Origin of the sequence: Emticicia sp. 17c (genome assembly GCF_037153985.1) — a bacterium.
GTDB lineage: Bacteria > Bacteroidota > Bacteroidia > Cytophagales > Spirosomataceae > Emticicia.
This window is the reverse complement of sequence record NZ_JBBAYI010000006.1, coordinates 17,838-42,426: the sequence shown is the minus strand read 5'-3', so window position 1 is coordinate 42,426 and position 24,589 is coordinate 17,838. Positions and strand designations below refer to the sequence as shown.

The 24,589-nt window shown below is 41.9% G+C and carries 19 protein-coding genes; 10 read left to right on the top strand and 9 right to left on the bottom strand.

Features of this window, described 5'->3' with window-relative positions; genetic code table 11:
* Positions 1–107: 107 nt before the first annotated feature.
* The 8 genes from WAA15_RS13025 to WAA15_RS12990 all read left to right on the top strand — a co-directional run bounded on the left by WAA15_RS13025 (position 108) and on the right by WAA15_RS12990 (position 9,405).
* Positions 108–1,502 (top strand): MBL fold metallo-hydrolase, encoded by a 1,395-nt coding sequence (locus tag WAA15_RS13025; protein WP_337043210.1) that lies wholly within the window; start codon positions 108–110, stop codon positions 1,500–1,502.
* Between the two features lie 182 nt (positions 1,503–1,684).
* On the top strand, positions 1,685–2,569 hold the full coding sequence (locus WAA15_RS13020; RefSeq protein WP_337043209.1) for an NAD kinase: 885 nt from the start codon (positions 1,685–1,687) through the stop codon (positions 2,567–2,569).
* 54 nt (positions 2,570–2,623) lie between these two features.
* Complete coding sequence (locus WAA15_RS13015; RefSeq protein WP_337043208.1) at positions 2,624–3,688, top strand: hypothetical protein; 1,065 nt, start codon at positions 2,624–2,626, stop codon at positions 3,686–3,688.
* Between the two features lie 40 nt (positions 3,689–3,728).
* Positions 3,729–4,511: a type IX secretion system protein PorG gene (gene porG, locus WAA15_RS13010; RefSeq protein WP_337043206.1), complete on the top strand. Its 783-nt coding sequence runs from the start codon at positions 3,729–3,731 to the stop codon at positions 4,509–4,511.
* Between the two features lie 183 nt (positions 4,512–4,694).
* A complete protein-coding gene (locus WAA15_RS13005) occupies positions 4,695–5,450 on the top strand; it encodes an isoprenyl transferase (protein ID WP_337043205.1) in 756 nt (251 codons plus the stop codon).
* A 30-nt stretch (positions 5,451–5,480) separates the two neighbouring features.
* Entirely contained in the window at positions 5,481–8,114 is a 2,634-nt protein-coding gene (gene bamA, locus WAA15_RS13000) for an outer membrane protein assembly factor BamA (protein WP_337043204.1), read from the top strand.
* Between the two features lie 135 nt (positions 8,115–8,249).
* Positions 8,250–8,807, top strand: coding sequence for an OmpH family outer membrane protein (locus WAA15_RS12995; protein WP_337043203.1), 558 nt, complete (start codon positions 8,250–8,252; stop codon positions 8,805–8,807).
* A gap of 7 nt (positions 8,808–8,814) precedes the next feature.
* Positions 8,815–9,405 (top strand): OmpH family outer membrane protein, encoded by a 591-nt coding sequence (locus WAA15_RS12990; RefSeq protein ID WP_337043202.1) that lies wholly within the window; start codon positions 8,815–8,817, stop codon positions 9,403–9,405.
* A gap of 69 nt (positions 9,406–9,474) precedes the next feature.
* On the opposite strand, the gene WAA15_RS12985 is transcribed toward WAA15_RS12990, so the two are convergent.
* The 4 genes from WAA15_RS12985 to WAA15_RS12970 all read right to left on the bottom strand — a co-directional run bounded on the left by WAA15_RS12985 (position 9,475) and on the right by WAA15_RS12970 (position 15,114).
* Positions 9,475–10,707 (bottom strand): thioredoxin family protein, encoded by a 1,233-nt coding sequence (locus WAA15_RS12985; RefSeq protein WP_337043201.1) that lies wholly within the window; start codon positions 10,705–10,707, stop codon positions 9,475–9,477.
* Positions 10,708–10,904: 197 nt separating this feature from the next.
* Positions 10,905–11,933 (bottom strand): sugar phosphate isomerase/epimerase family protein, encoded by a 1,029-nt coding sequence (locus tag WAA15_RS12980; RefSeq protein ID WP_337043200.1) that lies wholly within the window; start codon positions 11,931–11,933, stop codon positions 10,905–10,907.
* 58 nt (positions 11,934–11,991) lie between these two features.
* A complete protein-coding gene (locus WAA15_RS12975; protein ID WP_337043199.1) occupies positions 11,992–14,721 on the bottom strand; it encodes a PQQ-dependent sugar dehydrogenase in 2,730 nt (909 codons plus the stop codon).
* Between the two features lie 30 nt (positions 14,722–14,751).
* The gene (locus tag WAA15_RS12970) at positions 14,752–15,114 is read right to left on the bottom strand and encodes a hypothetical protein (protein ID WP_337043198.1); all 363 of its coding nucleotides are present in this window, start codon (positions 15,112–15,114) and stop codon (positions 14,752–14,754) included.
* Between the two features lie 113 nt (positions 15,115–15,227).
* Between WAA15_RS12970 and WAA15_RS12965 the strand changes: the two genes are divergently transcribed.
* A complete protein-coding gene (locus WAA15_RS12965; RefSeq protein WP_337043197.1) occupies positions 15,228–15,992 on the top strand; it encodes an NUDIX hydrolase in 765 nt (254 codons plus the stop codon).
* Between the two features lie 52 nt (positions 15,993–16,044).
* On the opposite strand, the gene glpK is transcribed toward WAA15_RS12965, so the two are convergent.
* The 3 genes from glpK to WAA15_RS12950 form a co-directional block, all read right to left on the bottom strand.
* Positions 16,045–17,541 (bottom strand): glycerol kinase GlpK, encoded by a 1,497-nt coding sequence (gene glpK, locus WAA15_RS12960; RefSeq protein ID WP_337043196.1) that lies wholly within the window; start codon positions 17,539–17,541, stop codon positions 16,045–16,047.
* 63 nt (positions 17,542–17,604) lie between these two features.
* Positions 17,605–18,843, bottom strand: a complete 1,239-nt coding sequence (fucP, locus tag WAA15_RS12955) for an L-fucose:H+ symporter permease (RefSeq protein ID WP_337043195.1) — start codon at positions 18,841–18,843, stop codon at positions 17,605–17,607.
* 193 nt (positions 18,844–19,036) lie between these two features.
* The gene (locus WAA15_RS12950; RefSeq protein WP_337043194.1) at positions 19,037–19,957 is read right to left on the bottom strand and encodes a sugar phosphate isomerase/epimerase family protein; all 921 of its coding nucleotides are present in this window, start codon (positions 19,955–19,957) and stop codon (positions 19,037–19,039) included.
* Between the two features lie 369 nt (positions 19,958–20,326).
* Here WAA15_RS12950 and WAA15_RS12945 point away from each other — a divergent pair, with 369 nt between their 5' ends.
* Positions 20,327–20,833, top strand: a complete 507-nt coding sequence (locus WAA15_RS12945; protein WP_337043193.1) for an RNA polymerase sigma factor — start codon at positions 20,327–20,329, stop codon at positions 20,831–20,833.
* Positions 20,834–21,025: 192 nt separating this feature from the next.
* On the opposite strand, the gene WAA15_RS12940 is transcribed toward WAA15_RS12945, so the two are convergent.
* Positions 21,026–21,373 carry a phage holin family protein gene (locus tag WAA15_RS12940; RefSeq protein WP_337043192.1) on the bottom strand — a complete coding sequence of 116 codons (348 nt, stop codon included), beginning with the start codon at positions 21,371–21,373 and terminating at the stop codon, positions 21,026–21,028.
* Positions 21,374–21,506: 133 nt separating this feature from the next.
* Positions 21,507–24,545: an efflux RND transporter permease subunit gene (locus WAA15_RS12935; protein ID WP_337043191.1), complete on the bottom strand. Its 3,039-nt coding sequence runs from the start codon at positions 24,543–24,545 to the stop codon at positions 21,507–21,509.
* Positions 24,546–24,589: the final 44 nt, after the last annotated feature.

The following is a 24,589-nucleotide window of genomic DNA, read 5'->3' as shown; positions in this document are numbered from 1 at the left end:
ATACTCAACTCAATAAATAGCCGGTTTTTAAATTTTTGTTGATTCCTGAAATATTATGGTGGCTTAATTGTTTTATTTGTAACAAAATATTATTTGAACAAAGGTCTATGAAAATTCAGTTTTATGGTGCGGCACAGCGTGTAACAGGCAGCAAACACCTGATTACTACCCAAAAGGGAACAAAAATTCTGCTAGATTGTGGCTTGTTTCAAGGTATTAATACCTCTGACCTGAACCTGCAATTTGGTTTCGACCCTAAAGAGGTTGACATCTTAGTATTAAGCCATGCCCACATAGACCACACAGGGCTGGTGCCGAGGCTGGTAAAGAAGGGGTTCAGCGGTGATATTTATGCTACCCATGCCACCAAAGACCTCTGTGAAATTATGCTCTATGACTCGGCCTATATTCAGGAAAAAGATTTGGCCCGTGTAAACGAAAGACGGCAAAAAAGAGGTGAGCCTCTGCTGGAATCGTTATATGATGAGGAGGATGTAAAGAAAAGCCTTTCCTTATTTAAAACGGTTAATTACCACACCGAGTTTTTTCTGGAAGAAGGCGTAAGTGGAAAGTATTTCGATAGCGGGCATATTTTGGGCAGTGCAGGTATTTTTATGACTTTTCAAGAAAACGGTGGTGTTAAGAAACTGTTCTTTACAGGTGATGTTGGCCGCCCTAATGATAAAATTCTGCGTAGCCCTGAGCCATTTCCACAAGCCGATTATATCATTTGCGAATCAACCTACGGAGATAGGCTGCATGAGCCTGAAATAGACATGAAGGCGCACCTGCTGCGCATTGTGCATGATACCTGTGTGGAGCGTCGGGGGAAACTTATTATTCCGGCTTTTGCCGTTGACCGTACCCAAGAACTGGTCTATGCGCTTGACCAACTAGCCAGCGAAGGCCGCCTGCCCAAAGTACAGGTTTATATAGACAGCCCCTTATCTGTTAAAGCCACAATGGCTATGAAACGGAACGAGGCGTGTTTTAACCCTGAAATTCTGGCTTATATCAAGCACGATGGCGATGCCTTTGACTTCGAGAACCTACATTATATAAGTGATGTAAACCAATCGAAAGCCCTGAATGCTTACAAGGAGCCATGTATCATTATTTCGGCGTCGGGTATGGCCGAGGCAGGGCGTATTAAACACCATATTGCCAATAACGTTGAAAACCCCAACAACACTATTTTATTGGTAGGTTACTGCTCGCCCGAGAGCTTGGGGGCTGCCCTGAAAGCACAGCCCGAACACGTAAAGATATTTGGCGAGGTACACCGCGTAAATGCTAAAATTGAAGTGATGGATTCGTTTTCGGCCCATGCCGACTACTCGGAGCTACTAACGTATCTGGGCTGTCAGGATACCGCAAAAGTTAAAAAACTCTTCCTTGTTCATGGCGAATTGCCCAGCCAATTAGCTTTCAAAAATCGCTTGCAAGTGGCCGGATTCAAGGATATTCTGATTCCTTCACAGGGCGAGGGCTTCGATTTATAAAATATTTGCCTAACCGAAACAGCCCCATTTCTGACGAAACCAGCTATGATTTTATAAAATGGGGCTTTTCGGATAGCGAAAATAATTCTAGTTTTGTAGCGAAAATTTCAGATGTTTGGTATAAAATAACATCTTTGCACTTCATTTGCCTTCATTAAAGGCAGCATATTAAACTTTTCCAAATGAAAATCGCCATTCACGGCCGAAAATTCAATGTGGAGTCTGTGCCTTATGTACAGCAGGTTTTTGACGAACTAGCCAGATATAAGGTTGAAATTCAATTATCAGAATCCTTCAAGCGTGTTTTATTGCAATCGGGTATTAAGCTCAAATGCCAGAACGTCTACACAACTGCTCAGGAAATATTCGATGCCGATGTGGCTTTTAGCCTCGGCGGCGACGGTACTTTTCTGGAAACGCTGTCGCACGTGGGTAAAAGAGAAATCCCTATTCTTGGCTTTAACTTTGGTCGGCTGGGCTTTCTGGCTGCGGTTTCTTCAGAGCAAATCGAAACAACTATTGGTCTGTTAGTGAATGGTCAATACAGTATTGACGAGCGCACCATGATTAATGCCAGTGCCGAAACAGAACTTTTTGAAGAAGGCATGAATTTTGCACTGAATGAAATTGCCCTGACCAAGACAGATACCTCCTCGATGATTGTGGTGCATGCCTATATTAATGGAGAGTTTCTGAACAGTTACTGGGCTGACGGGCTTATGGTAGCAACGGCTACTGGTTCAACGGGGTATTCGTTAAGTTGTGGCGGGCCATTGGTAATGCCTCATTCGGCTAATTTTATTATTACGCCTATTTGCCCGCATAATCTTTTTGTCAGACCCATGATTGTGTCTGACAACAGCGTTATATCACTAAAAGTTGAAAGTAGGAGTAATAACTATCTGATTTCGATGGACTCACGCGCTAAAATTATAGCTACCGAAGAAGACGCTACCATTGTTATAAAAAAGGAGAATTTTAAAGCAAAAATGATAAAAATGGAAGGTGGCGACTTCCTGAATATTTTAAGAAATAAACTAAAATGGGGAGTAGATGCCCGCAACTAATAATAAAAGCATTTATATTACGTTAAATCAATCAGACAAACATTGCTATTCTATATGAAAATTATTAACATACAAGGAGCGTCGTTGAAGTTTTTACTAAGTTTTTCTCTTGTATTTCTAATAGCAGAAGAAAATTTTGCGCAGGGTCTTTTTAGTAAAAAGAACAAATTAAATCAGTATTCTTCTATCAGTATAGGAGGGGGAACCTCACATTATTTCGGGGAATTATCGTCATACAAATATTTTTACTATGGTGTAATTACAAACGTACGCTGGAACGCCACCATTAATTACACTCGCCAGTTGTCGCCACAGGTAGCAGCCAGAGTTGGTTTTACGTGGGCCAGAATTGCCGGCGATGACTACACTTATAGCCAGAGAAACCTTGAGAAGTTCTGGCAGTTATACCTGCGTAACCTGCATTTCAGGAACGATGTAAAAGAGTTTTCGATTACAGGTTTATTTAACCTTTTGCCACAATATGGCAAAGGCCCACAAGGCAGAAGAAGTGTTATGCCTTATGCTCTTCTTGGGCTGGGTTTTTATGGCCACAACCCACAAGCGCGCGATGTTGCACAGGTTGACCCCGTTACAGGTAAAGTAACTTTAGGTGCTTGGACAAGCCTGAAAGATAAACAGACCTCAGGGCAGGGTATAAACGATGTTTATCCGAAATCATATTCGTTGATACAGCCAGTTTTTCCGATAGGTTTAGGATTGAAAGTGAAATTGAATGAAAAATTCGACCTGAACTTTGAAGCGGGCTTACGTATCACGCCGTTCGATTATCTGGACGATGTAGGTGGAACCGCGTATGCAAATCCGGCTGATTTATCTCCGATTTCGCCTTTAGGTGTAATTTTCGCCAATCGTGCCGGAGAAAACATTGCCGCCGCTACTGGTAAAGACAGAACACAGCAATTTGCTGATATTGCTATTAAATATCTGAACGCCCCAAGTAGCCCAACCCCAACTCCGAGTGCCAACGGAACTTCGTTTGTGGGTTTCTCACAAAACAGTAGAAGAGGAACCGGAATGTGGGATAGCTACGTGGTGTCTCAAATCACGATAAGCTACATTATCGGGGGTAATAATATTAAATGCCCGCCAATCAAGTAAATTACAAGCCGCTTTGGCTCGGCTAAAAGCTCATTATATTGTGAAAAAAAATCTTTTTCTGATTCTGCTATTTGTTGGAACCGCTCCGCTGCTTCATGCCCAGTTATGGGAAATAGGCGCAGGGGTTGGCGGCTGCAATTACAAAGGCGACGTTATGCCCAAGTTTAAGCCCTTTGTTGTAGGGCCGGGAGCAAACGCTTTCGTCAGAATGAATTACAGCCGCTCGGTATCATTAAAGGTACAGGGCCTGATAGGGCAAATTCATGGAAACGATGATGTCATGCACGACCCGTTCCACGACATAAGAGGGTTTAATTTCAAGGCCAATATTATGGAAGCAAGCGGGCAGATAGAATACAACTTCATGAATTTCAGAACAAACGCCTCGCGTATTGTTAATAACTGGACACCCTACGTGTTTGCCGGTGGTGGCTATACCATGCGTACTACCGAATACCATATTAAAAGTATTATCAGTACCGGCACAGGCGTAGTAACTAATGGTGTTATTTCAGGCTCAAGTAATACGCAAGTAAACACTTGGGTTTTGGGTATTGGTTTCAAGAAAGAACTAAGCCCGCACTGGAACTGGGGGGTAGAGTTTGGAAGCAGATGGATTAACGACGATTTTCTGGACGGGCTGGGGCATTATAACAACGGAACCTACAATAGCGGCACACTGCCTGCCTCGATAGACCCCCTCGTGCTGTTGAATCTTAAACGCCAGTTGCCCGGCACCAGAGCAAAAGATATGTACTATTACACTAATTTCTCAATCAGTTATTTGTTTTATAAAGTACATTGCCCACCAACCAGAAGATAATTTCTATGCCTTAGAGGCAAATAAACAGAATACTGTGTTGTTTTTTGTTAAAAAAATATAACAAACGTCTACAAATCTGTAAAAACTTATCAAACACAGTTGTTTTTTCCTAACTTTGCAATCCTTTTCATTTATTAGTATCATTCCTAATAGGTAGACTATTATTCATAACTGTTTTTTTAAGTGAAAGAAAACATTGATTTAAGCAATTTACCAGCGCATATAGCCGTTATAATGGACGGGAACGGGCGTTGGGCAAAAAAACAGGGAGCTTTGCGTATATTCGGGCATCACCACGGTATCAAGTCAGTACGTGATACTGTTGAGGGGTGTGTTGAGTTAGGTATCAGATACCTGACCATGTATACGTTTTCTACCGAAAACTGGAATCGTCCGAAATTAGAGGTAGATGGCATCATGCAGCTACTTGTGAAGACTATCGGAGACGAAGTGCCTGATTTGCATAAAAACAATGTACGCCTGAAAACCATAGGTAATATAGAATCGCTACCCAAATCTGCACGCAAAAAATTACAGGATTCTATTGAGTTAACAAAAAATAATACAGGCCTGACCTTAACGCTGGCATTGAGTTATAGTGGAAAATGGGAAATTGTGCAAGCCTGTCAGCAAATTGCCCAGCAAGTGAAGTCGGGTTCATTAGCCGTAGAAAATATAACAGAGAACTTATTCTCAACATTTTTAGCCACACAAGAGGCCCCCGATGTAGATTTGATGATTCGTACAGGCGGAGACCACCGGATAAGTAATTATCTGCTCTGGCAAATAGCGTATGCTGAGTTATATTTTATGGATAATCTGTATTGGCCGGAGTTCCGCAAAGAACATTTATTTGGCGCAATTTATGAATACCAACAGCGCGAACGACGCTTTGGCAAAACAAGTGAGCAAGTAACTTCGGTTTTAAAAGAGGTATAATAGATGATAACGATTTTTATAAGTAAATATATGTTTAACCTGTCCGTTTTTAGGATAACCACTACCACAATCAGAAAAGTATCCCTTTTTATTGCGTTTCTGTTCTTCTCTTCAGGTTTATTTGCTCAGTTGAGAATCGGTGTAGGCCGCCAGAATGGCCAGGCCAAAGAAAGTGTCATTTCTTACGAAAGACCCCAAGAGTATACTATCTCAAAAATAACCGTTACCGGAGTTAAGTTTCTTGACCCTAACACGCTTATTTCGGTGTCGGGGCTTAATGTGAATGATAAAATTCAGCTACCCGGCGAAAAAATCAGTACGGCTATCCGTCGTTTAATGGAGCAGGGTATCATTGAAGATATCGCCATTAATGCTGCCAAAATAGACGGCGATAAAGTAGAACTTGAAATTAACCTGCGCGAACGCCCCCGCCTGAACAAATTTACTTTTAAAGGTTTACGCAAAGGCGAAATCGAAACGGTAAGCGACAAAGTGAAGTCGAACAAAGGGAAAGTAATTACTGACGCCCTGATTAAAAATATTCAGCTTACTATCAAGAAGATATATGTCGATAAAGGCTTCCTGAATACAAGCGTACAAATTAAACAGGTTGTTGACACCATTCGTGCCAATAATGCTACTTTAATTGTATATGTAGATAAGAAAAACAAAGTAAAAATTAACGATATTAAACTTAATGGTGTAGAAGAACTGCCCGACTGGAAAGTGCTGGCCAAGTTAAAAAGCACCAAAATCAAAGCTCCGCTGAGAATTTTTACGCCTTCAAAGTTTGTTCCTAAAAAGTTTGAAGAAGATAAAGAAAAACTAATTGAGTATTATAATAAAAAAGGGTATCGTGACGCACAGATTACCAGCGACTCCACTTTCTCGCCTGATGGTAAAAATCTGGAAATCGTTCTGAATATTAACGAAGGTAACCGCTTTTATTACCGGAATATTACATGGACAGGTAACTATTTGCGTAAAACAGAAGACTTACAACGAATATTAGGTGTCGAAAAAGGTGATATTTATAATCCAGAAGACCTTAACAAAAAAATTAATGGTATTCCGCAGGGTGACGTAAGTTCGGTTTACATGGACGACGGCTACCTGTTCTTTAGCTGTACGCCTGTTGAAGTAGCCGTTGAGGGTGACTCTATCGACATCGAAATGCGTATTATTGAAGGAAAACAAGCCACCATTAACCGCATTATTCTGAACGGAAACACCAAAACCAGCGACCACGTAGTGATGCGTGAGTTGTTGACACGCCCGGGCCAGAAATTCAGCAAAACTGACTTGATTGAGTCTCAACAGATATTATCAAGACTTGGGTATTTTGACCCGCAAAAAATTGAGCCTAAGCCTATTCCACAGGCCGACGGTACGGTGGACATTGAGTATAACGTAGAAGAAAAACCAAGCGATAACATCGAGCTTTCAGGTGGTTGGGGTGGTTTGCAAGGCTTTGTTGGTACCTTTGGGGTTGTTTTCAATAACTTTTCGGCTAAAAATATTACTAACTGGGACAAATGGCGGCCACTACCAGCCGGCGACGGTCAACGCCTTGCCCTACGTGTACAAGCCAGTGGTAGATTCTACCAGACTTACTCGGTTTCGTTTACAGAACCGTGGTTGGGTGGTAAGAAACCAAACTCGTTTACAGTTAGTATCTTCCATACCTCGTCAGATAACCGTGCTTATCAGCGCGCCCTTGAAAGACAATACGGTGCCGGAAGTTATCTGGCTACACTATATGGCGGAAACAGCCTTTATAACGGTTATTTCAAAAATACAGGGGCATCGGTTACGTATGGTAAACGCCTGAACTGGCCCGACAGAAACTTCAGCTTTAATGCGTCGTTGTCGTATCAGAGATATAACGTAGATAACAGTTACTTCATTCCGGGTTTCCAGAAAGGGGTTGCTAACGACCTAGCCTTGATTGCTTCAATTTCAAGATATAGCCTTGATAACCCGCAATTTACACGTTCGGGTTCGCAGTTTACTTTAAGTGCAACTTTCAACCCACCGTATTCGGTGCTGAGAGGAACACCTTCGGCTGATAAATTCAAGTGGATTGAAGGCCATAAATGGATGTTTGATGGTGATTGGTACTCGCCACTTGTAGGTAAATTTGTATTACACGCCAAAGCGAATCTGGGTTTCTTGGGTAAATACACCGCAAGTTCACAATATAGCCCATTTGGGCGTTTCATTCTGGGGGGTGCTGGTTTGGGTATGCAAAATGCCATGAACGTAGGTGCTGAGCTAATTGGTTTACGTGGGTATGACGAAGGCGTTGTGCATGAGCTTTCGATGGATGAAGCCGAAAGACTCAGAAAAGGAGAAATTACTTTGAGCCGCCTTGGTGGTTTGGCATATAGCAAGTATACGGCCGAAATCCGTTATCCGGTGTCGTTAAACCCACAAGCAACTATCTTCCTTCAGGTATTTGCCGAGGCAGGTAATAGCTGGGGTAGTTATAAAGATTTTAACCCGTTCAAGTTACGTCGTACGGCAGGTATTGGTGCCAGAATCTTTATGCCTGCGTTTGGTTTGTTAGGTCTTGACTTCGGAAAAGGCTTCGACCCGATTCCGGGTATTTCAAACCGTGGTTTGAAATCATTTACATTCAGTATTGGTCAACAAATCAGATAAAACCGAATTGTTAAATTCTGTTAATAATATACAAGCAGCAGAATAATATCGTTAATAAGGCAATTAGAGTTTTGTACAGACGTTAACAATTAACCATAGAATAAAAATATTTTATCCATTCGTAATATTTTTTGAATGAAAAAGACAATTATTTTGCTATTTTTGGCACTCATTTCTTTACATTCTTTTGCGCAAAAGTTTGGATACATTGATTCGGAGTTCATAACTAGTAAAATGCCTGAATACAAAAAAGCCCAGGAAGACATGGAAAAGTATTCAGAAAAATGGGTGCAGGATATACAAAACAGGTATGCCGAACTAGAAAAAATGCGCCAGCAGTATCAGCAGGAAGAAATACTTTTAACGGCCGATATGAAACGCGAACGCTTGAAAGCCCTTGACGATAAAGAAAAAGAGGTAAAGGAGTTGAATAATAAAGTTTTTGGCATGAACGGCTTATTATTTGCTAAAAAGAAAGAATTAATGAGACCTATCATGGACGATATTAATAGAGCCTGTGAGAAAGTTGCACGTCAGAAACAACTAATGTTTCTTTTCGATAAGGCTTCTGATATGAGTATGATATACACCGACCCGCGTCATGACTATACAGACTATGTAATGGAAGCTCTGGGAATTTCATTAAAAGAAGAGAAAACTCAAAATAACCAAGTAACCAAACCAAAAAATTGATAACAAAATGAAAACAAAGTTTTTTGCCTCTTTTATTGTGGCTTTAATGTTTGTAGGTATTGCTGCGAAGGCTCAACAAAAAATAGGATATACTAACGTTGATTATATTCTTAACAATTTACCTGACGCAAAGGATATTGAAAACAAGTTAAAAACAGAGAAAGCACAATACGACAAATTGTTGCAAGAGAAAGCTGCTGATCTTCAAAAGAAATATGAAGATTATCAGAAAAATGCGTCAACGATGTCACCTGTAATTAGAGCTGACCGCGAAAAAGAATTACAGACGCTTAACAATGCTATTCAGGAGTTCCAACAAACATCTGAAGGTGCATTACAACAAAAACAACAACAGTTGTTGGCTCCGGTATTAGACAAAATTGACAAAACTATCAAAGATGTAGCTAAAGAAAACGGCTATGTTTATGTTTTCAATACTGATGCTGGCCCTGGTACTACTCCAATCTTGTTGGTAGCTCCAGATAGTGATAACATCTCTGAGCTTGTGTTCAAAAAATTAGGTGTGCCTTCTCCAGCTAAAAATGCTGCCGGAAACACTGCAACACCTGCTGCTACAACAACAGCTCCTAAAAAATAAGGATATTACAGCGCAGATATAGTAAAGCCTCGGAAAACCATTTTTCCGAGGCTTTGTTGTTTTGTATTGTTACTTAAGCTGAGCGGCTAAACCATCAATGCTTTTTGAAATGAGTTCAACTACCTTTTTGCTATTGGCATCGGTTGCTTTAGCTTTGGCAGTAGCAAGACTGGTTTTAGCGGCGGCTAGTTCTTGCTTAGCTTTAGCAATGTCGCCTGCTTTTTTATACAAACGAGCCGACTCATACCTGAAATTGGCCATGTCTTGCGGGGCTGTCAGTTGGCTTTGCGCTCTGGTTAACCAGCTACGTACCGTAGCGGCGTATTTGCTGTCTGGGAAGTTCACGTTAAAAAACGTAACATAATACACCAACATTTGTGGTTGGGTGGTTTGGTTAACAAGATTCTGCACAAAAGGGAAGGCTCTGTCTTGACCCTGCTCACGAATCAAGGCTTGTGCTTCAATCTGCCACGTATTGCTTGTTATATATTGGCCTGCGCCAATAACATTCATGTATTGTTTTAGTTTATTTACTTTAGCTAAAGAATATTTGCTTGCTTTAGGGCTATAAATAGCCATTTGCACGAGTGCTCCTAAGGCTGCGGTTTCGTTGCCTGCGTGCCCCTTTTGGGTTTCATATTTTTTGGCCGTTTCTATATTCCGTAGCCAGAATTCGGCAAAGCCGTTGTCTACATCCATCAGGCATTTTTTAGCAATTTCCCAACTTTCCAGCGAGTTTAGCTTGTCTTTCGGATAAACGCTATATAAGTCGTTTGCTACTTTAATGTTTCGGGTGGTGTCCTGCGTGATACGGAATAAATACGCCAGACCCGATAACACAGAAATATCGCGGTTGCCTGCTTGGTATCTTTTCCAGAATTCGCCCGATTGTGTGTTAGGGTCAAGGGCATCTTTGCCATGCTTAACCAAATCTTTCGGGGTATTAACGGGGTCTGTATGGTGGAGGATATTCTGATTTTTGTCGAAATACAGAAACAACGGGAAGGTTGGCAGGTAGATTTTCTTAGCCGTCAGGAATTTTACCTGATTGGCATCACTCAGGTTAAGTTTATAATTGATAAAATTCTGGTTATAGAATTTCCCGACTTCGGTGTTTTTTAATGTAGGCTCCAGACTCATACATATTGGGCAGTTCGGATGATAGCATTCTATAAAAACAGGTTTGTTTTGTGCTTTGGCTTTGGCAAATGCCCCCTGAATGGTAGGTTCCCAATTAATTCCCTGCGCGAAAACAACGCAGGAAATAAAGACAAAAACGGAAGAGAAAAGTATTTTTTTCATTGAAATGGGCTTGTTGTTTTCTGTAAAATGGTTGTTAGTTATTTGAAAAAACGGCTGATAACCTACAAAATTGCGCTCAGAAGCGTAGCCATAGGTATTCATTTACTGAATATAGAAATAAATTTAAAACTTTTCTTTAAAAAATAAAGCCATCACCTTCTGAAAAGATGATGGCTTTGATAAACAGAACAAAAGTACTAAGCTAGCTCTTTTAATACTTTTTCCAGTAGCTTTTTAGTGGCTCTTACGCCATCTTCGTTAGATAAATAACTGGTGTCTCCGCCCATATCTCTCATCAATCCTCCTTCATATTCAATGCCTACATAGCCGCCTGTCCAGCCTGAGGCTTTAATAATTTTAAAGATTTTGATAAAGTCGGTATCGATGTCGTCGCCGTTAGGGCCAAACTTATGTGTTTTTGCACTTATACCTTTGGCGTAAGGCATCATTTTTTGCACGCCATCATATTTATCATATTCTTTTACGCAAGTTGTAGCCATAATACCTTTCAGGTCTTGGGTAACGGGTTTGCTTCTTTCGGCACAGAAGTTGCCAAAGTCAGGCAAAAAGCCTTTGTTTTTAGCTTTTACTTGTTTCATGACACCCACCAGCCAGTCGGGGTCTGTCGAATACCCGAAGTGGTTTTCGATGATAACGTTCAATCCGGCTTTTCCGGCATATTCTAATACCTTCTGGTAACCATCGGCTGCTGCTTTGGCTACCTCTTCGCGGCTGCCTTCTTCGCCTTTGCCTGACAGGGCTGCCATGGCATCGCCCAGATTTACGCGTATAGAACTACAACCCAGAAACTTGGCGGCATCAACCCACGGATAATGCGCTTCTACGGCTTTCTGACGTTTGGCGGCATCGAGCGAGGCAATGTTTTCTCCATCAACCATAATCAGGTGATTTTTTACGCCCAAATCGTTGCAGCGTTGTTTTAACTCGTTCAGGTAGGTCTGGTCGGTATGTTTATTATTAAAGAAGCCTGAAACGTATTCTACAACCGAAACACCAAAATCATTTTTAGCTTTTGCCGGAAAATCCATGTTTTTCAGTTTGCCTGTAAATAAATCGGAAGCAAACGAGAACTCGGCTAACGAGATTTCAAAAGTAAATTTTTTGGCAGGTTCGGCTGCTATTAACGACTCCGGTAATAAAGTTGATAACCCAATGCCCGCGGTAGCCAGACCTAACTGGCTTAAAAACTGACGACGATTGTTCATGAATAGAATTAAAGTTAAAAGATGAATGTTTTTATGATTATATCGAATATTGATGGCCTTATTCGGTGCCGAATGTAACCGAATAAGGGATAAATAAAGCACCTTTGGCCTTGTCGTTTTTGAAAACAAAGTACAAATCTTGAAACCCATTAGCCGGAGTAATATTTACTACGTGTGGTTTTGGTGGCTTTTTGCCCGAAAACGCATCGGGGTCATCAATAGGCTCAATAAATTCTGTTTTTCCCAAGAGCGGCCCTTCTGGTGAACCCGTATGTATTTCTATGATACCCCCCTGCGAATTTAATTGCTGTTTGGGGGCAGCAACTATTAGGCTAAGGGTTTTAATACCTGTGAGGTCGATATTTTTGAAAGATGCATACGTATTAGGAGCCATTACAATCAGCAGATTGGTTTCACCCATTTTAAACTTCATGATATTCTTTGAAGCGTCGGGGGCATTGCCAAGCATCAGGGTTGGGCTTTGTAGCACAAACAATTGTTCGGCTGTTTGTGCAGGTAGGCCATTTGCACCTTTGTCGGTATAAGAGGCCAGAATTTTATAAACGCCTTTATTGGCATCGCCACCGTCGGGTATTACAGGCGAGATATTGCCCTTTGGAGGCAGTAGGGCAGGAGGTGTTTTTTTATCGGCTAGGCTCAGAATGTACTGAACCATCTGGCTGGCTTCGGGTAAACCAATATTCGGGTGTGCCGACATGGCCACATCGCCCCAAACACCTGAACCACCTTTAATAATTTTGTCAGATAATACGGCTACGGCATTGCTGTTGGACTTGTATTTTCTGGCTACTTCGGTAAAAGCAGGGCCAACCGATTTTTTATCCTGAAAATGGCAGGCTTTACAGTCACTTTTATCTATCAGGTTTTTTCCGGCTGTGAAGGTAACAGGTGCGGCCTGATGCCCCTGTATACTCTGAGGGTTGTCTTCGGCATCCTGATAAGTAGCGGTGATTTTTACCTTACTCGCCGGAATACGCTTGTTTTCCAGACTACCATCTTCTTTGTCAGATACTTTTACCTCGTAGGCAATGGGTTTATTCGGGAAAAAGAAACTCTTGTTGCCGTCTGTCAGGTTCAGCGATACCTGCGGAGGCTCGTTTCCGGCTTTAATCGTAAGTTCTTTTGTATCTTTCAAGCCTTGAGCATCGGTTACGGTTAGAACGGCCTTATAAGTGCCTAATTTCTTGAATACATACGAAGGGTTCGCGTCGGTCAGCACTACTGGTGCGGCGCCGGTCTGTGTAATTTTCCATTCGTATTTGAGGGCATCGTTATCATAGTCTTTGGTACCTTCTGACGAAAACTGAACCGTTAAAGGCAATGCTCCGGCTTGTTTATCGGCTTTGGCTACTACAAGCGGCTTACGATTGCCTCCGTTGTACTCAATCCTGACCAGTTTTGATTCTGGGTTTGCCAGAAACCAGCCTTGCCCATACTCTAGTATGTATAAATCACCATTAGGACCAAAAGCCATGTCGATAGGGTGCTCGAGCTTCAGATTAGGCAAGAAACGCTCCATTTTTACGTAGTCGCCTTTTTCGTTTGTGGTTACGGCAATAATCCAGTCGCGCATCCATTCAAAGATGAATAACTTATTGTCATAATGGGCAGGAAAGGCTCTTTTGGCATCTTTAAAGAACTCCTGATGATACACAGGGCCAGCCATGGCACTACGGCCACCAGCACCCAGTAGCGGGAATTTCTTCGATTCGGCAGCCGGATACCAGATAAATGCCTTTTGTGCAGGTGGCAGGTCTTGCAGACCTGTATTATTGGGCGAGTTATTGAAAGGCTTTTCAGGATTAAACTTTTCGCCCGATTTCTGGGTAGCAAAATCAAAGTCCCAATAGGCTTTATTGTCACCTACAAAATAAGGCCAGCCAAAATTACCTGCTTTACGAGCCTGCCCGAATTCATCTTCTGCGGCAGGGCCTAAGCCTGTCGAGTCTTTTCCGGCATCTGGGCCTACATCGCCCCAGTATAAGAAACCGTTTTTCTTATCAACCGAAATCCGGTAGGGGTTCCGATGCCCCATTGTATAGATTTCAGGCCGTGTTTTTGGCATACCTTTCGGAAACAGGTTTCCTTCTGGAATGGTATAGGTGCCGTCTGCTTCTGGATGGATACGGATAATTTTACCTCTTAAATCGTTGGTGTTAGAGGACGACTTCTGGGCATCAAAAGCACTTCTGCCCGGACGTTCGTCGATGGGTGCGTAACCGTCTGAGGCACGCGGGCTGGTGTTGTCGCCGGTTGATAGGTAAAGGTTTCCGGCGGCATCCCAATCAATAGAACCCCCTGTATGGCAACATTGGTCTCGTTGTGTAGGTATTTCGAGTAAAACTTTTTTACTGTTTATATCGAGCATATTTCCTTTGAGTTCATAACGGGCCAGAATATTTTTTGGCTCGCTACCCGCCGGAGAATAATAAAGGTATACCCAATGATTTTTGGCAAAGTCAGGGTCAATATTCAGCCCTAGCAAGCCGTCTTCGGCTTCGGGTTGGCCGCCATCGGCTATGTTATATTTTGTACTTACCGGAATTGAGGCAATAACCGTTGTTTTTTTGGTTACGGGGCTATACATTTTTACCAGACCATGACGCTCAATAAAAAGCACGCGTTCGTCAGGTAAAATAGCCAGTTCAAGTGGTTCGTTCAGGTTTTCGGTCAAAGTAATTTTCTGAAAACGATTTTCTTCAGGAACCTGCGCCAGTACAGAAAACGGCATAAGCCCCAGAAGAAAGCATTTGAATAGGTTTTTCATGAGATGATGTTTAACAGATAATGGGAAGTACTATTGCTGCAATTTAGTGCCCTCGAAGGTCATGCCCTGATATTCCAGCGTTACTTTAACTATTTTCTTTTCGTCGTTGCGTTTAAAAGTAAACTTGGCGTTGCCGTCTTCGGTGGCAAAGATGTCATCTTTCTCGGCATCTTTCTTTACTTCGCCGCCTTGCCCACCGGCATCGACCACCAGCTTACCATCGGTAAGTTTAAACTCAATAAATTCAAAGGGTAATTCTTCAAACTTGTATTTGCCAACGTATTCAGATAAATCAGGCGCAATTTTATGCGTAGCAACCACAGGTAAAGATTTTGCTTTAACCGTAAATACAGAGGCAGATGCTAAAAAAAGCAATAAGAGAATTTTTTTCATGTTCGAATAAGTTTATCAATGCGTAAAAACTACACAATATTAAAGATTTTTTCATTGTGTACAATAAACACAAAGATTTTTTTTAATTTTGATGCTCCTAAAAAGGCGTTTATATGGATCCACGATTAAAGAAATATTTGGAAAGTACACTCAAGGAGGTTTCGATTGATTGTACGATTTTTGGGTTTCATGCCGGCGAGCTGAAAGTTCTGTTATTAAGATGGAAAGGAACCGACTCGTGGAGCCTGCCCGGCGGACGTATTTTTCTGGAAGAGTCGGCGAATGAAGCGGCTGTGCGGATTCTGCGCGAAAGAACAGGGCTGCAAGAGATATTTCTACAACAGTTTTATACTTTCGGTGCGGCTAACCGCTATAAGAATTTCTCGCCCGATGAGTTAATTAAAACATTGGAGCTTACTTTCGGAGAAGATTTTTTTGATGAGAAGCTCATGAAACGCAACATATCGATCGGGTATATGGCACTGGTAGAATTTGAACAGGTTGTGGCCACGCCCGACTGGTATACCGATGAGTGCCGTTGGTGGGAAATTTCGGCTGTACCAACTTTGCTTTTCGACCATAATGATATGATTGAAACGGCTTTGAAGGCACTCAGGCAACAACTGAGTTATCAGCCTATTGGCTATAATCTGTTGCCCGAAAAATTTACCATGCCCGAACTGCAAAGGCTATATGAAACAATTCTGGATAAACAACTTGACCGCCGGAATTTCCAGAAACTGATGCTGAGCTACGACATTCTGGAAAAATTACCCGAGAAGCGTACGGGAGGTGCTTTTAAAGCTCCTTTCCTATATAAATTTGATAAAGAAAAATACGACAGAGCTATTCAGGAAGGCATTACATTTAAAGTCTGAAGAAGAGAAAATGGCACCCCGTAAAGGATGCCATTTTAGTTAATGCCTTGTGTTATTTTTCCCAATCGAACGAACGTTTTACGGCTTTTTTCCAGCCTTTATAAAGTGTGTTCCGTTCTTTGGCTTTCATTTGGGGTTTCCAGCGTTTATCAACTCCCCAGTTTTGCAGAAGGTCATCGAAATTCTTCCAGTAGCCTACGGCCAGCCCTGCTGCATAGGCAGCCCCTAGCGCAGTGGTTTCAATCATTGTTGGCCTGATAACCGGTACATTGAGCATATCTGACTGAAACTGCATGAGTAGTTCGTTTACAACCATGCCCCCATCAACCCGTAACGAGCTTATTTCAATACCAGAGTCATTTTCCATGGCATCAAGCACGTCTTTGGTCTGGTAAGCGGTGGCTTCCAGCACGGCCCGTGCTATATGGCCTTTGTTGACATAACGGGTTAAGCCCGCAATAACCCCTCTGGCCGATGATTGCCAGTAGGGTGCATATAAACCCGAAAAAGCAGGTACAAAGTAAGCCCCGCCGTTATCGTTAACGCTTTTAGCCAGTTTTTCAACGTCAGTGCTTTTCTGAATAATGCCGAGGTTATCGCGCAGCCATTGAACCAAAGCCCCTGCAATGGCTACCGAGCCTTCAAGGGCATAATGTACTGGCTGGTTTTCGAACTGATACGCTACCGTTGTTAGTAGGCCATGTTTAGAAGGCACAAGGTCTGTGCCTGTGTTCATAAGCATAAAACAGCCTGTACCATAGGTATTTTTGGCTTCGCCGGGCTTGTAACAGGTTTGCCCTACCAAAGCTGCTTGTTGGTCGCCCAAATCGCCTGCCAGCGGTACCCCTTGCATTACTTCGGAAGCTATATGGCCATATACCTTGCTGCTAGGCTCAATGGTAGGAAGCATCTGGAGCGGAATACCCATGATTTCGGCCAGTTCGGCATCCCAACTCATGGTTTTCAGGTTCATTAGCTGTGTACGGCTGGCGTTTGTTACGTCAGTAATATGTAAGCCTCCGTTAATACCCCCTGTTAAGTGCCATATAAGAAAAGTATCCATGTTGCCGAAGATGGCGTTACCTTTTTCGGCATCTTCTCTTACACCCGGCACGTTGTCGAGAATCCATTTGATTTTCAGCCCACTAAAATACGTAGCCAGTGGTAAACCTGTGCGGTCCTGAAAAAACTGTGAGCCATGACTTTTAGTGAGGGCTTTTACGGTGTCGTCGACGCGGGTATCTTGCCACACAATGGCATTATAGTAGGCTTTGCCTGTGCGTTTGTTCCAGACAACGGTGGTTTCGCGCTGATTTGTAATACCACAAGCGGCTATATCTTCTGTTTTGATGCTTTTCTCTATGCGGGCAATGGCAATAACTTCGAGCGTGTTTTTCCAGATTTCTTCGGAATTATGTTCAACCCAACCCGGTTTCGGATAAATTTGTTCGTGTTCTTTCTGGCCCGCCGATACAATATTGCCCGTACGGTCGAAGATAATACAGCGAGTACTGGTAGTACCCTGGTCAATAGATGCAACGTATTTCATAGGATTGAATAATATTTTGAGTAAACCAGCCCATATAACTTAATATGGGCTGATGTGGGCTTCTTATTTAGCTACTCTAGAACCTGAGAAACCATACCAAGCAATATAGGCAAACATGGCTACCGGCAAAAGCAACGAAGTGGCCATATTGGTGGTATCGGCAATCCAGCCCATTACAGGCGGGAAAATCGCGCCTCCTACAATACCCATAATGATGTATGATGAACCAATTTTGGTATTGGTGCCTAAATCTTTTACCCCTAATGAAAATATAGTAGGGAAGGTAATACTCTGGAAGAAGAAAAAGGCTAGCAAAGCATACACAGAAAGTTTGCCTGCGGCTTGTGAGGCAAATAATAAAATAAGCACAATGGCTAATGAGTAAATGCCTAATAGAACATTAGGTTTAATGTAGCGCATGAAGAATGTGCCCGCAAAACGCCCAATCATGAAAATAACCATTCCTACTGAAAGCAGGTTGGCGGCATCTTGTTTTGATACACTAATGGCCTCCATTACAAAGTTTATAAATAAACCCCATACGCAGGCTTGCGCGCCTACATTGAGCAACTGGGCAACAACCCCAAAAACAAAGTGCGCATTGCTGAATAATTTTTTGGCTGATTTCTGAATTTTTGACTCTGTAATGCCTGACTCATGAATTTCGGGCATGGGGGTTAGTAAAAATAATAGTGCAACCAATAACACTACACCACCTACGAGCATATAAGGTAATTGTACGGACTTGAATCCGGCTTCAACGCTTTGCTCATGATTACTAAATACCAGCATACTGCCTACTAATGGCCCGATAATTACGCCTACCCCATTGAACGATTGTGCCAGATTAAGGCGTTGCTCTGACGACTCCTGAGGGCCTAATACGGTGGCGTAAGGGTTGGCGGCTGTTTCAAGAAAAGCCAGCCCACAAGCCAGAATAAACAAGGCTACCAGAAAGAATGTCCACGATTGTGCCTCTGTGGCCGGATACACCAGAAATGCTCCGCCCGAATACAGCAGAAGCCCTGCCAGAATACCTTTTTTGTAGCCCCAGCGTTTCATGAACAAACCAGCCGGTAAGGCCATAAAAAAATAGGCTCCATAAGTAACAACCTGCACCCACGTAGATTCTGATATTTTAAGGTTGAGGGTTTCCTGAAAATGCTTGTTGAGTACATCGAGCATACTGATGGCAAAACCCCACAAGAAAAAAAGACTGGAAATAAGAATAAAAGGAATGAGGTATTTTTTATTGGAAGAACCGGAGGTGAAATTTTGATTGTTGCCTGAAATAGAAGCCATAACGGTTTAGGGTTAAAAATGATAAGCGTTTGATTTGTGAATAGATTTTGTCCAAAAATGAGAATTTTTTGAGAAATAATAAGATATTTTTCAAATAAATATCTGAAACCATTTTGCCGTAGTGGTTTTCAGGACAGAATAATAAAAATAGCGAGGTTTTGGCCTCGCTATTAGTAAAGATATTAGGTGTAGGCTATGGCAGGAACTGCTTTACATAATTACGGGCTGTCAGAATAGCCGACGTAACATCGTCGAGGCTTCCTTCATAGGCTTTGTCTTCTACTTCAATTACTACGGGGCCTTTGTAGCGCACATCGGTTAAGGCCGTAAAGAATCCCCGCCAGTTTACATCGCCTAAACCGGGTAGCTTTGGTGAATGATACTCAAGCGGGTTTGCCAGAATTCCTACTCTGTCGAGCCTGTCGCGGTATACTTTTACATCTTTGATATGAATATGATGCAGGCGGTTTTTGTATTGGTATATTGGCTTTATCTCGTCCATCATCTGGAAAATCATGTGAGATGGGTCATAGTTAAGCCCAAAGAGCGGCGTAGGGAAGGCTTCAAACATTCGGTCCCAGACGGCCGGAGAAATAGCCAGATTTTTACCGCCGGGCCATTCGTCGTTTGTGAAGAACATAGGGCAGTTTTCAATGCCTATTTTAATGCCTTCCTGCTCGGCTGTGTCAATGATGGGCTTCCAGAGTTTTTTAAATATCTCGAGGTTATCCTGAATGTTTTTCTGTGGGTCGCGGCCAATGAATGTATTCATAACAGGAATACCCAGTTTGTGGCAGGCTCTGATAACTTTCTTGATATGCTCAATATAAAATTCCGATTTTTTCGGGTCAGGGTCGAGCGGATTAGGGTAGTAGCCTAAGCCCGAAATAGTAATGCCTTTTTCCTTGATAAAATCCTTGATGTATTTAACGTGCTTGTCGTCGAGTTTATCTACATCAATATGTGTTACGCCGGCGTATCGGCGTGCGTCGCTATTATCTTTAGGCCAGCACATCATCTCTAAACAAGAGAAGCCATTATTGGAAGCAAAATCTACCACGTGCTCAAAGCCGAAGTCTGCCAAGATAGCACTTACAAATCCGAGTTTTAACATACTAGTTCTATGAAGGTTGATATAAAGATGTAAAGTAAATCTTTTTTGTTTAAAAGATTCAGCAAATTTCAGGGTTTATTCTATGCTTAAACAAAAGAAAAAAATATTTTTTTTGATTTTTCACAACCAAAATAAGCTATACCCCGTATATAGTGCAAAGTGGAACAGTTTTTTTACAGAGTGTTGAAAGGACCAGAAAAATGTTTGTTTAATGTTTTGTTTTTAATCTTAAACAAGGGTATTTTCTTGGTTTTGTACAATAAATAGAATTTTCAAGGTTTTTTTCAAAAAAATTAGATAAATTCTTGGTTTTATAAATGTTTATTGTATAATTTTGTTTAACGTTACAATCAAAAAGATAAACAAACCATGACAACTCTCGAATTTAACTTTGCCATTTCAAAAACATCAAAGTCTCTAAAGCCATTTGCTTTCAGATTGACTAAAGACGTTGAAGACGCGAATGATTTGTTACAAGACACACTTGTAAAAGCATTTATGAATCGTGATAAGTATACTGACGGGACCAACCTTAAGGCATGGCTTTACACGATTATGAAGAATACGTTTATTACCAATTACCAGAGGTTGCTCAGAAAAAATACGTTCATTGATACTACCGATAACCTGCATTTTATTAATAGCACAGATAGTAGTGTTGAGAACAACGCATACTCTACTTTTGCTCTCGAGGATATCAATAATGCTGTTGAAACCTTAGATGAAAGTTATAAACAGCCATTTATGATGCATTTTAGTGGTTTTAAGTATCATGAAATTGCGCAAAAATTGCAGGTGCCTATTGGAACAGTGAAGAACAGAATACACATTGCCAGAAAAGAATTGAAAGATAAGTTACAAGTGTATGCTTATTGAAATCTAAGTAAAAATATTAGTCAAAGAGCGAGCTGCTTTTTAGCCATGATAAAGATTTTCGAGTCGAGTGGGACTCAGATAAAAAGAGGAAGGTTTTAAAAGTTATCTGTGATGCGGATAACTTTTTTGTTTTTTAAAATGTGTTGAGAATTTTCTACATAGTGGGTAGAAGAATACAATGCAGTGTTTAATTTAATCGTTCAGGTTTTTATCAACAATTTCCTGAACCTGTTCTTTAATTTTATTTTGTACTTTGTCTTTGGCAAAAATAAACAAAACTAACAACGAAAGGTACAGCAGAAAGATGATAAAGAAGCCAAGCCAGGCACTTTTGAGCCAGATATTAAGCCCGATAGCCACAAGAATACTCAGAAAGATAATAACTGTAATAGATAAAATAAATAACAGAAGCGTATAAATAGCCTGCACGGCTACGCCTTCGATTTTTTCCTGAAAGCCTAATTTTATTAATTCAAATTTTGCTTCTATCAATTTAACGACGTTGTCGCGGAACTCGTTTATTTTCAGCAAATCTGCCATGGTGTCTCTGACGTTCGTTGTTTAGGTACTGTATCAACAATGCAAGGTAGATAAAACATGGCACCTGACAAAAAAGACGCTTAAAAAAATATCGGGGTTCTGGCAAATAATAACAGAACCCCGATACGCGTGCTTAAACTTTTGGTGGCAGAAGTTTGTACATAACCGGCGTTACAACACGGGTTAGTATAAGCGACGAAATAAGCCCGCCTATCATTACCAACGCCAACGGCGAATAAAGCGGCGAATGCTCAAGCACCAAAGGTACCAAGCCCCCGATGGCTGTTAAGGTTGTAAGCACAATCGGAATAAAACGAGTTTCGCCGGCTTCCTCAATGGCATCGTTAATACTTAAACCTTTTTCTTTCCGTAAGAAATTGGTGTAATCGACCAGCAGAATGGAGTTTTTGACCTCTATGCCCGCCAAGGCGATAATGCCCACAATGGCCGTAAACGATAGCGAATAACCTGTAAAAAGTAGTATCAGGATGGCCCCAATCATACCCAGCGGAATAACCGATAATACAATGATGGTACTCTTGAAGGTTTTGAACTCAAGAATCAGAATGGCCATAATACCAAAAACCGTAATCAGGATAATAGTGCCTAACCCACCGAAAGTTTCCTGCGAACGCTCAACTTCACCCGCCATTTTAATTTCATAGCCTTTAGGTAGTTTAAGAGAAGCCAGTTTGGCACTTGCTTCTTTGGTAACTTTAGGTGTCAGGTAGCCACTTTGTATAAAGGACGATACAATGGTGTAGCGGTCGCGGTCGTAGTGGTTAATTCTGTTGGGCGATGTTTCAAAGTTAAGGCTTGCTACCTGTTTCAATGGGATAAGGTTACCCATCTGATTGGCAATAAACATCTTCGAGAAAGCATCCATGCCTGCGTGTTGCTGGCGCGGCAGGCTTATGTTAATATCAATTTCGTCTTCATCGTTTTGCTTGAATGTCCCCATGTTTACGCCCGCAATACCCATTCTGACGGTGCGGTCAATATCAACTGTTGGTATGCCCAGCATTCCGGCTTTATCTTTGTTGATGTTTACGCGTAGGTCAACATTCTGCGCCGACAGCGGGTTGTTGACATACATGGTTCCGGGGGTTTCTTTGAATAGTTTTTCTACCCGAAACGAAATGGCGCGAAGCGAGTCAAGGTTTTCGCCGAATATCCTGACGGCCAGAGGGGCTTCAACCGGAGGGCCTTGTTCAAACTGAATTACCCTTATTTTAGCTCCCGCATATAAATCAAACTTCTTACGGAGTTCGTCAATAAATTCTTCTCTTTCGGGTACTTCAACCTCGTCTTGTAATTGCACGAAAATCTGTGCAAAGTTAGACTGGGTTCCGCCCACAGGCAGCACGTTATAATAAATACGCGGGTTCGATTTCCCTATGTTTGAAACATAGTTCTTCACTATTTCATGTTTGCCTAATTCTTTTTCTACAAAAATAGTGGCTTTGTCTGTCTCGCTCAGGTTAGTGCCAAGTGGCGTATTGATGTTAATCAGAAACTGTGGTTTTTCAGAACGAGGAAAAACGCTGGTTCCTACAACCGGAATCAGAGCCAGACTGCCCAGAAAAATAGCAAACGCAATAACAAGGCTTATTACGGGATGGTTTAACGCCCAATGTAATACCTTACGGTACGAGCCTTCAATGCCGCGTTTCATGAGTTTTAAAACGATGTTTTCGCCGTGTTCTTCTCTGGGCATTAACTGGCTTGCCAGAAAAGGTACAATGGTAAGCGAAACAAATAACGAGGCAATAATGGTGGTAATTACCGCCATAGGTAAACTACGGATAAAGTCTCCGGCTGCTTCGGGCAGGAAGCAAAGTGGTAAAAAGGCAAAAATCAGGGTAGCTGTACAGCCCAAAACGGCTAGCCCTATTTGTTTGGTAGCTTCAATGGCTGCTTCTTTGCGGGGCATACCCGAACGCAGGAAGCGGGCAATGTTTTCGACTACCACAATGGAGTCGTCGACCAATAAACCCAAAGCAATTACCAAGCCTACTACACTTAACTGGTTGATTCCGAAACCTGCTAAATCGAGCATGGTTAGCCCCATTGCCAGCGATAAAGGAATAGAAATCATGACAATGATTGAAGCTCTGAAGCCTAGCGGAATAAGGGTAATGAGTACCAACAGAATAGCAATGCCGAAGTCGCGGGCTAGCCCTAGTAAACGGGTAGAAACGCTCTTTACTTGGTCGAAACTTTGCTCGAACTTGATATTTGGCGGAAGGCTGTTTTTGAAATTATCGATAATCGGGCGGATTTGCTCCCCTGTGTTAAAGATGTTGCTGCCGGCTTTCATGGTTGCCGTGACAAAAACCGCCCGTTTTCCGTTCAGGCGGCCAATGTATCCTTCTTCTTCATAGTCCATGCTTACTTCGGCTATGTCTCGCAGGTACGTAATGGCTGTGCCGGATGTACTTACTACGGTATTCTTGATTTCGTCGAGGCTTTCGTAACTGCCCGATGTTTTTACGCTGAATTTCCGGCTACCTATTTCGATATTACCAGCCGGAATATTAGCATTTTCAGACTGTATTGCTCCTAAAACCCGATTAAGCGGAATCCGAAACTGTGCCATTTTATCAAGATTGATAGAAACACGTACCTGTTGTTTCGGGAAAGCCCACGTTTCGGCCGTTTTGATAGACTTTACTTTAAGCAAATTATCTTTAAGGGTTTCGGCTTCTTTTTCAAGGTCTTTGTAAGGTGTTGTTTCTGACATGAGGGCGCATTGAATGATATTTACGCCTTCGGGGGTATAACGAAGAATATCAATGCTGTATAAGTCTGAGGGTAAAGAGCCACGAATGGCATTTATTTCTCTTACTACCTCGTTATATTTCTCTTCGGTATCGACCTTATGCTGGAACTCAATTACAATACTGGCCACGCCTTCGTCGGCAGTTGAGGTAAACTTTTTTATGTCGCTGATACCTGAGAGCCTGTCTTCGATAGGGTCAAGAATCAGTTTTTCCATATCGGCCGGAGATGTACCCGGATACACCACCACAATATTGTTGAAAGTAGCCTTTAGGTCGGGGTCTTCGGCCTTAGGCATATTCAACAAGGAGTTGATACCAACGGCTAATACCATTATGAAAATAATGATAGTAAACTGGTAATTTTTAACGGAAAATTCTGCAAGACGCATTTTAATGATGAATTAAGTGTAACGATTTACCGCTCTGGCCAAAA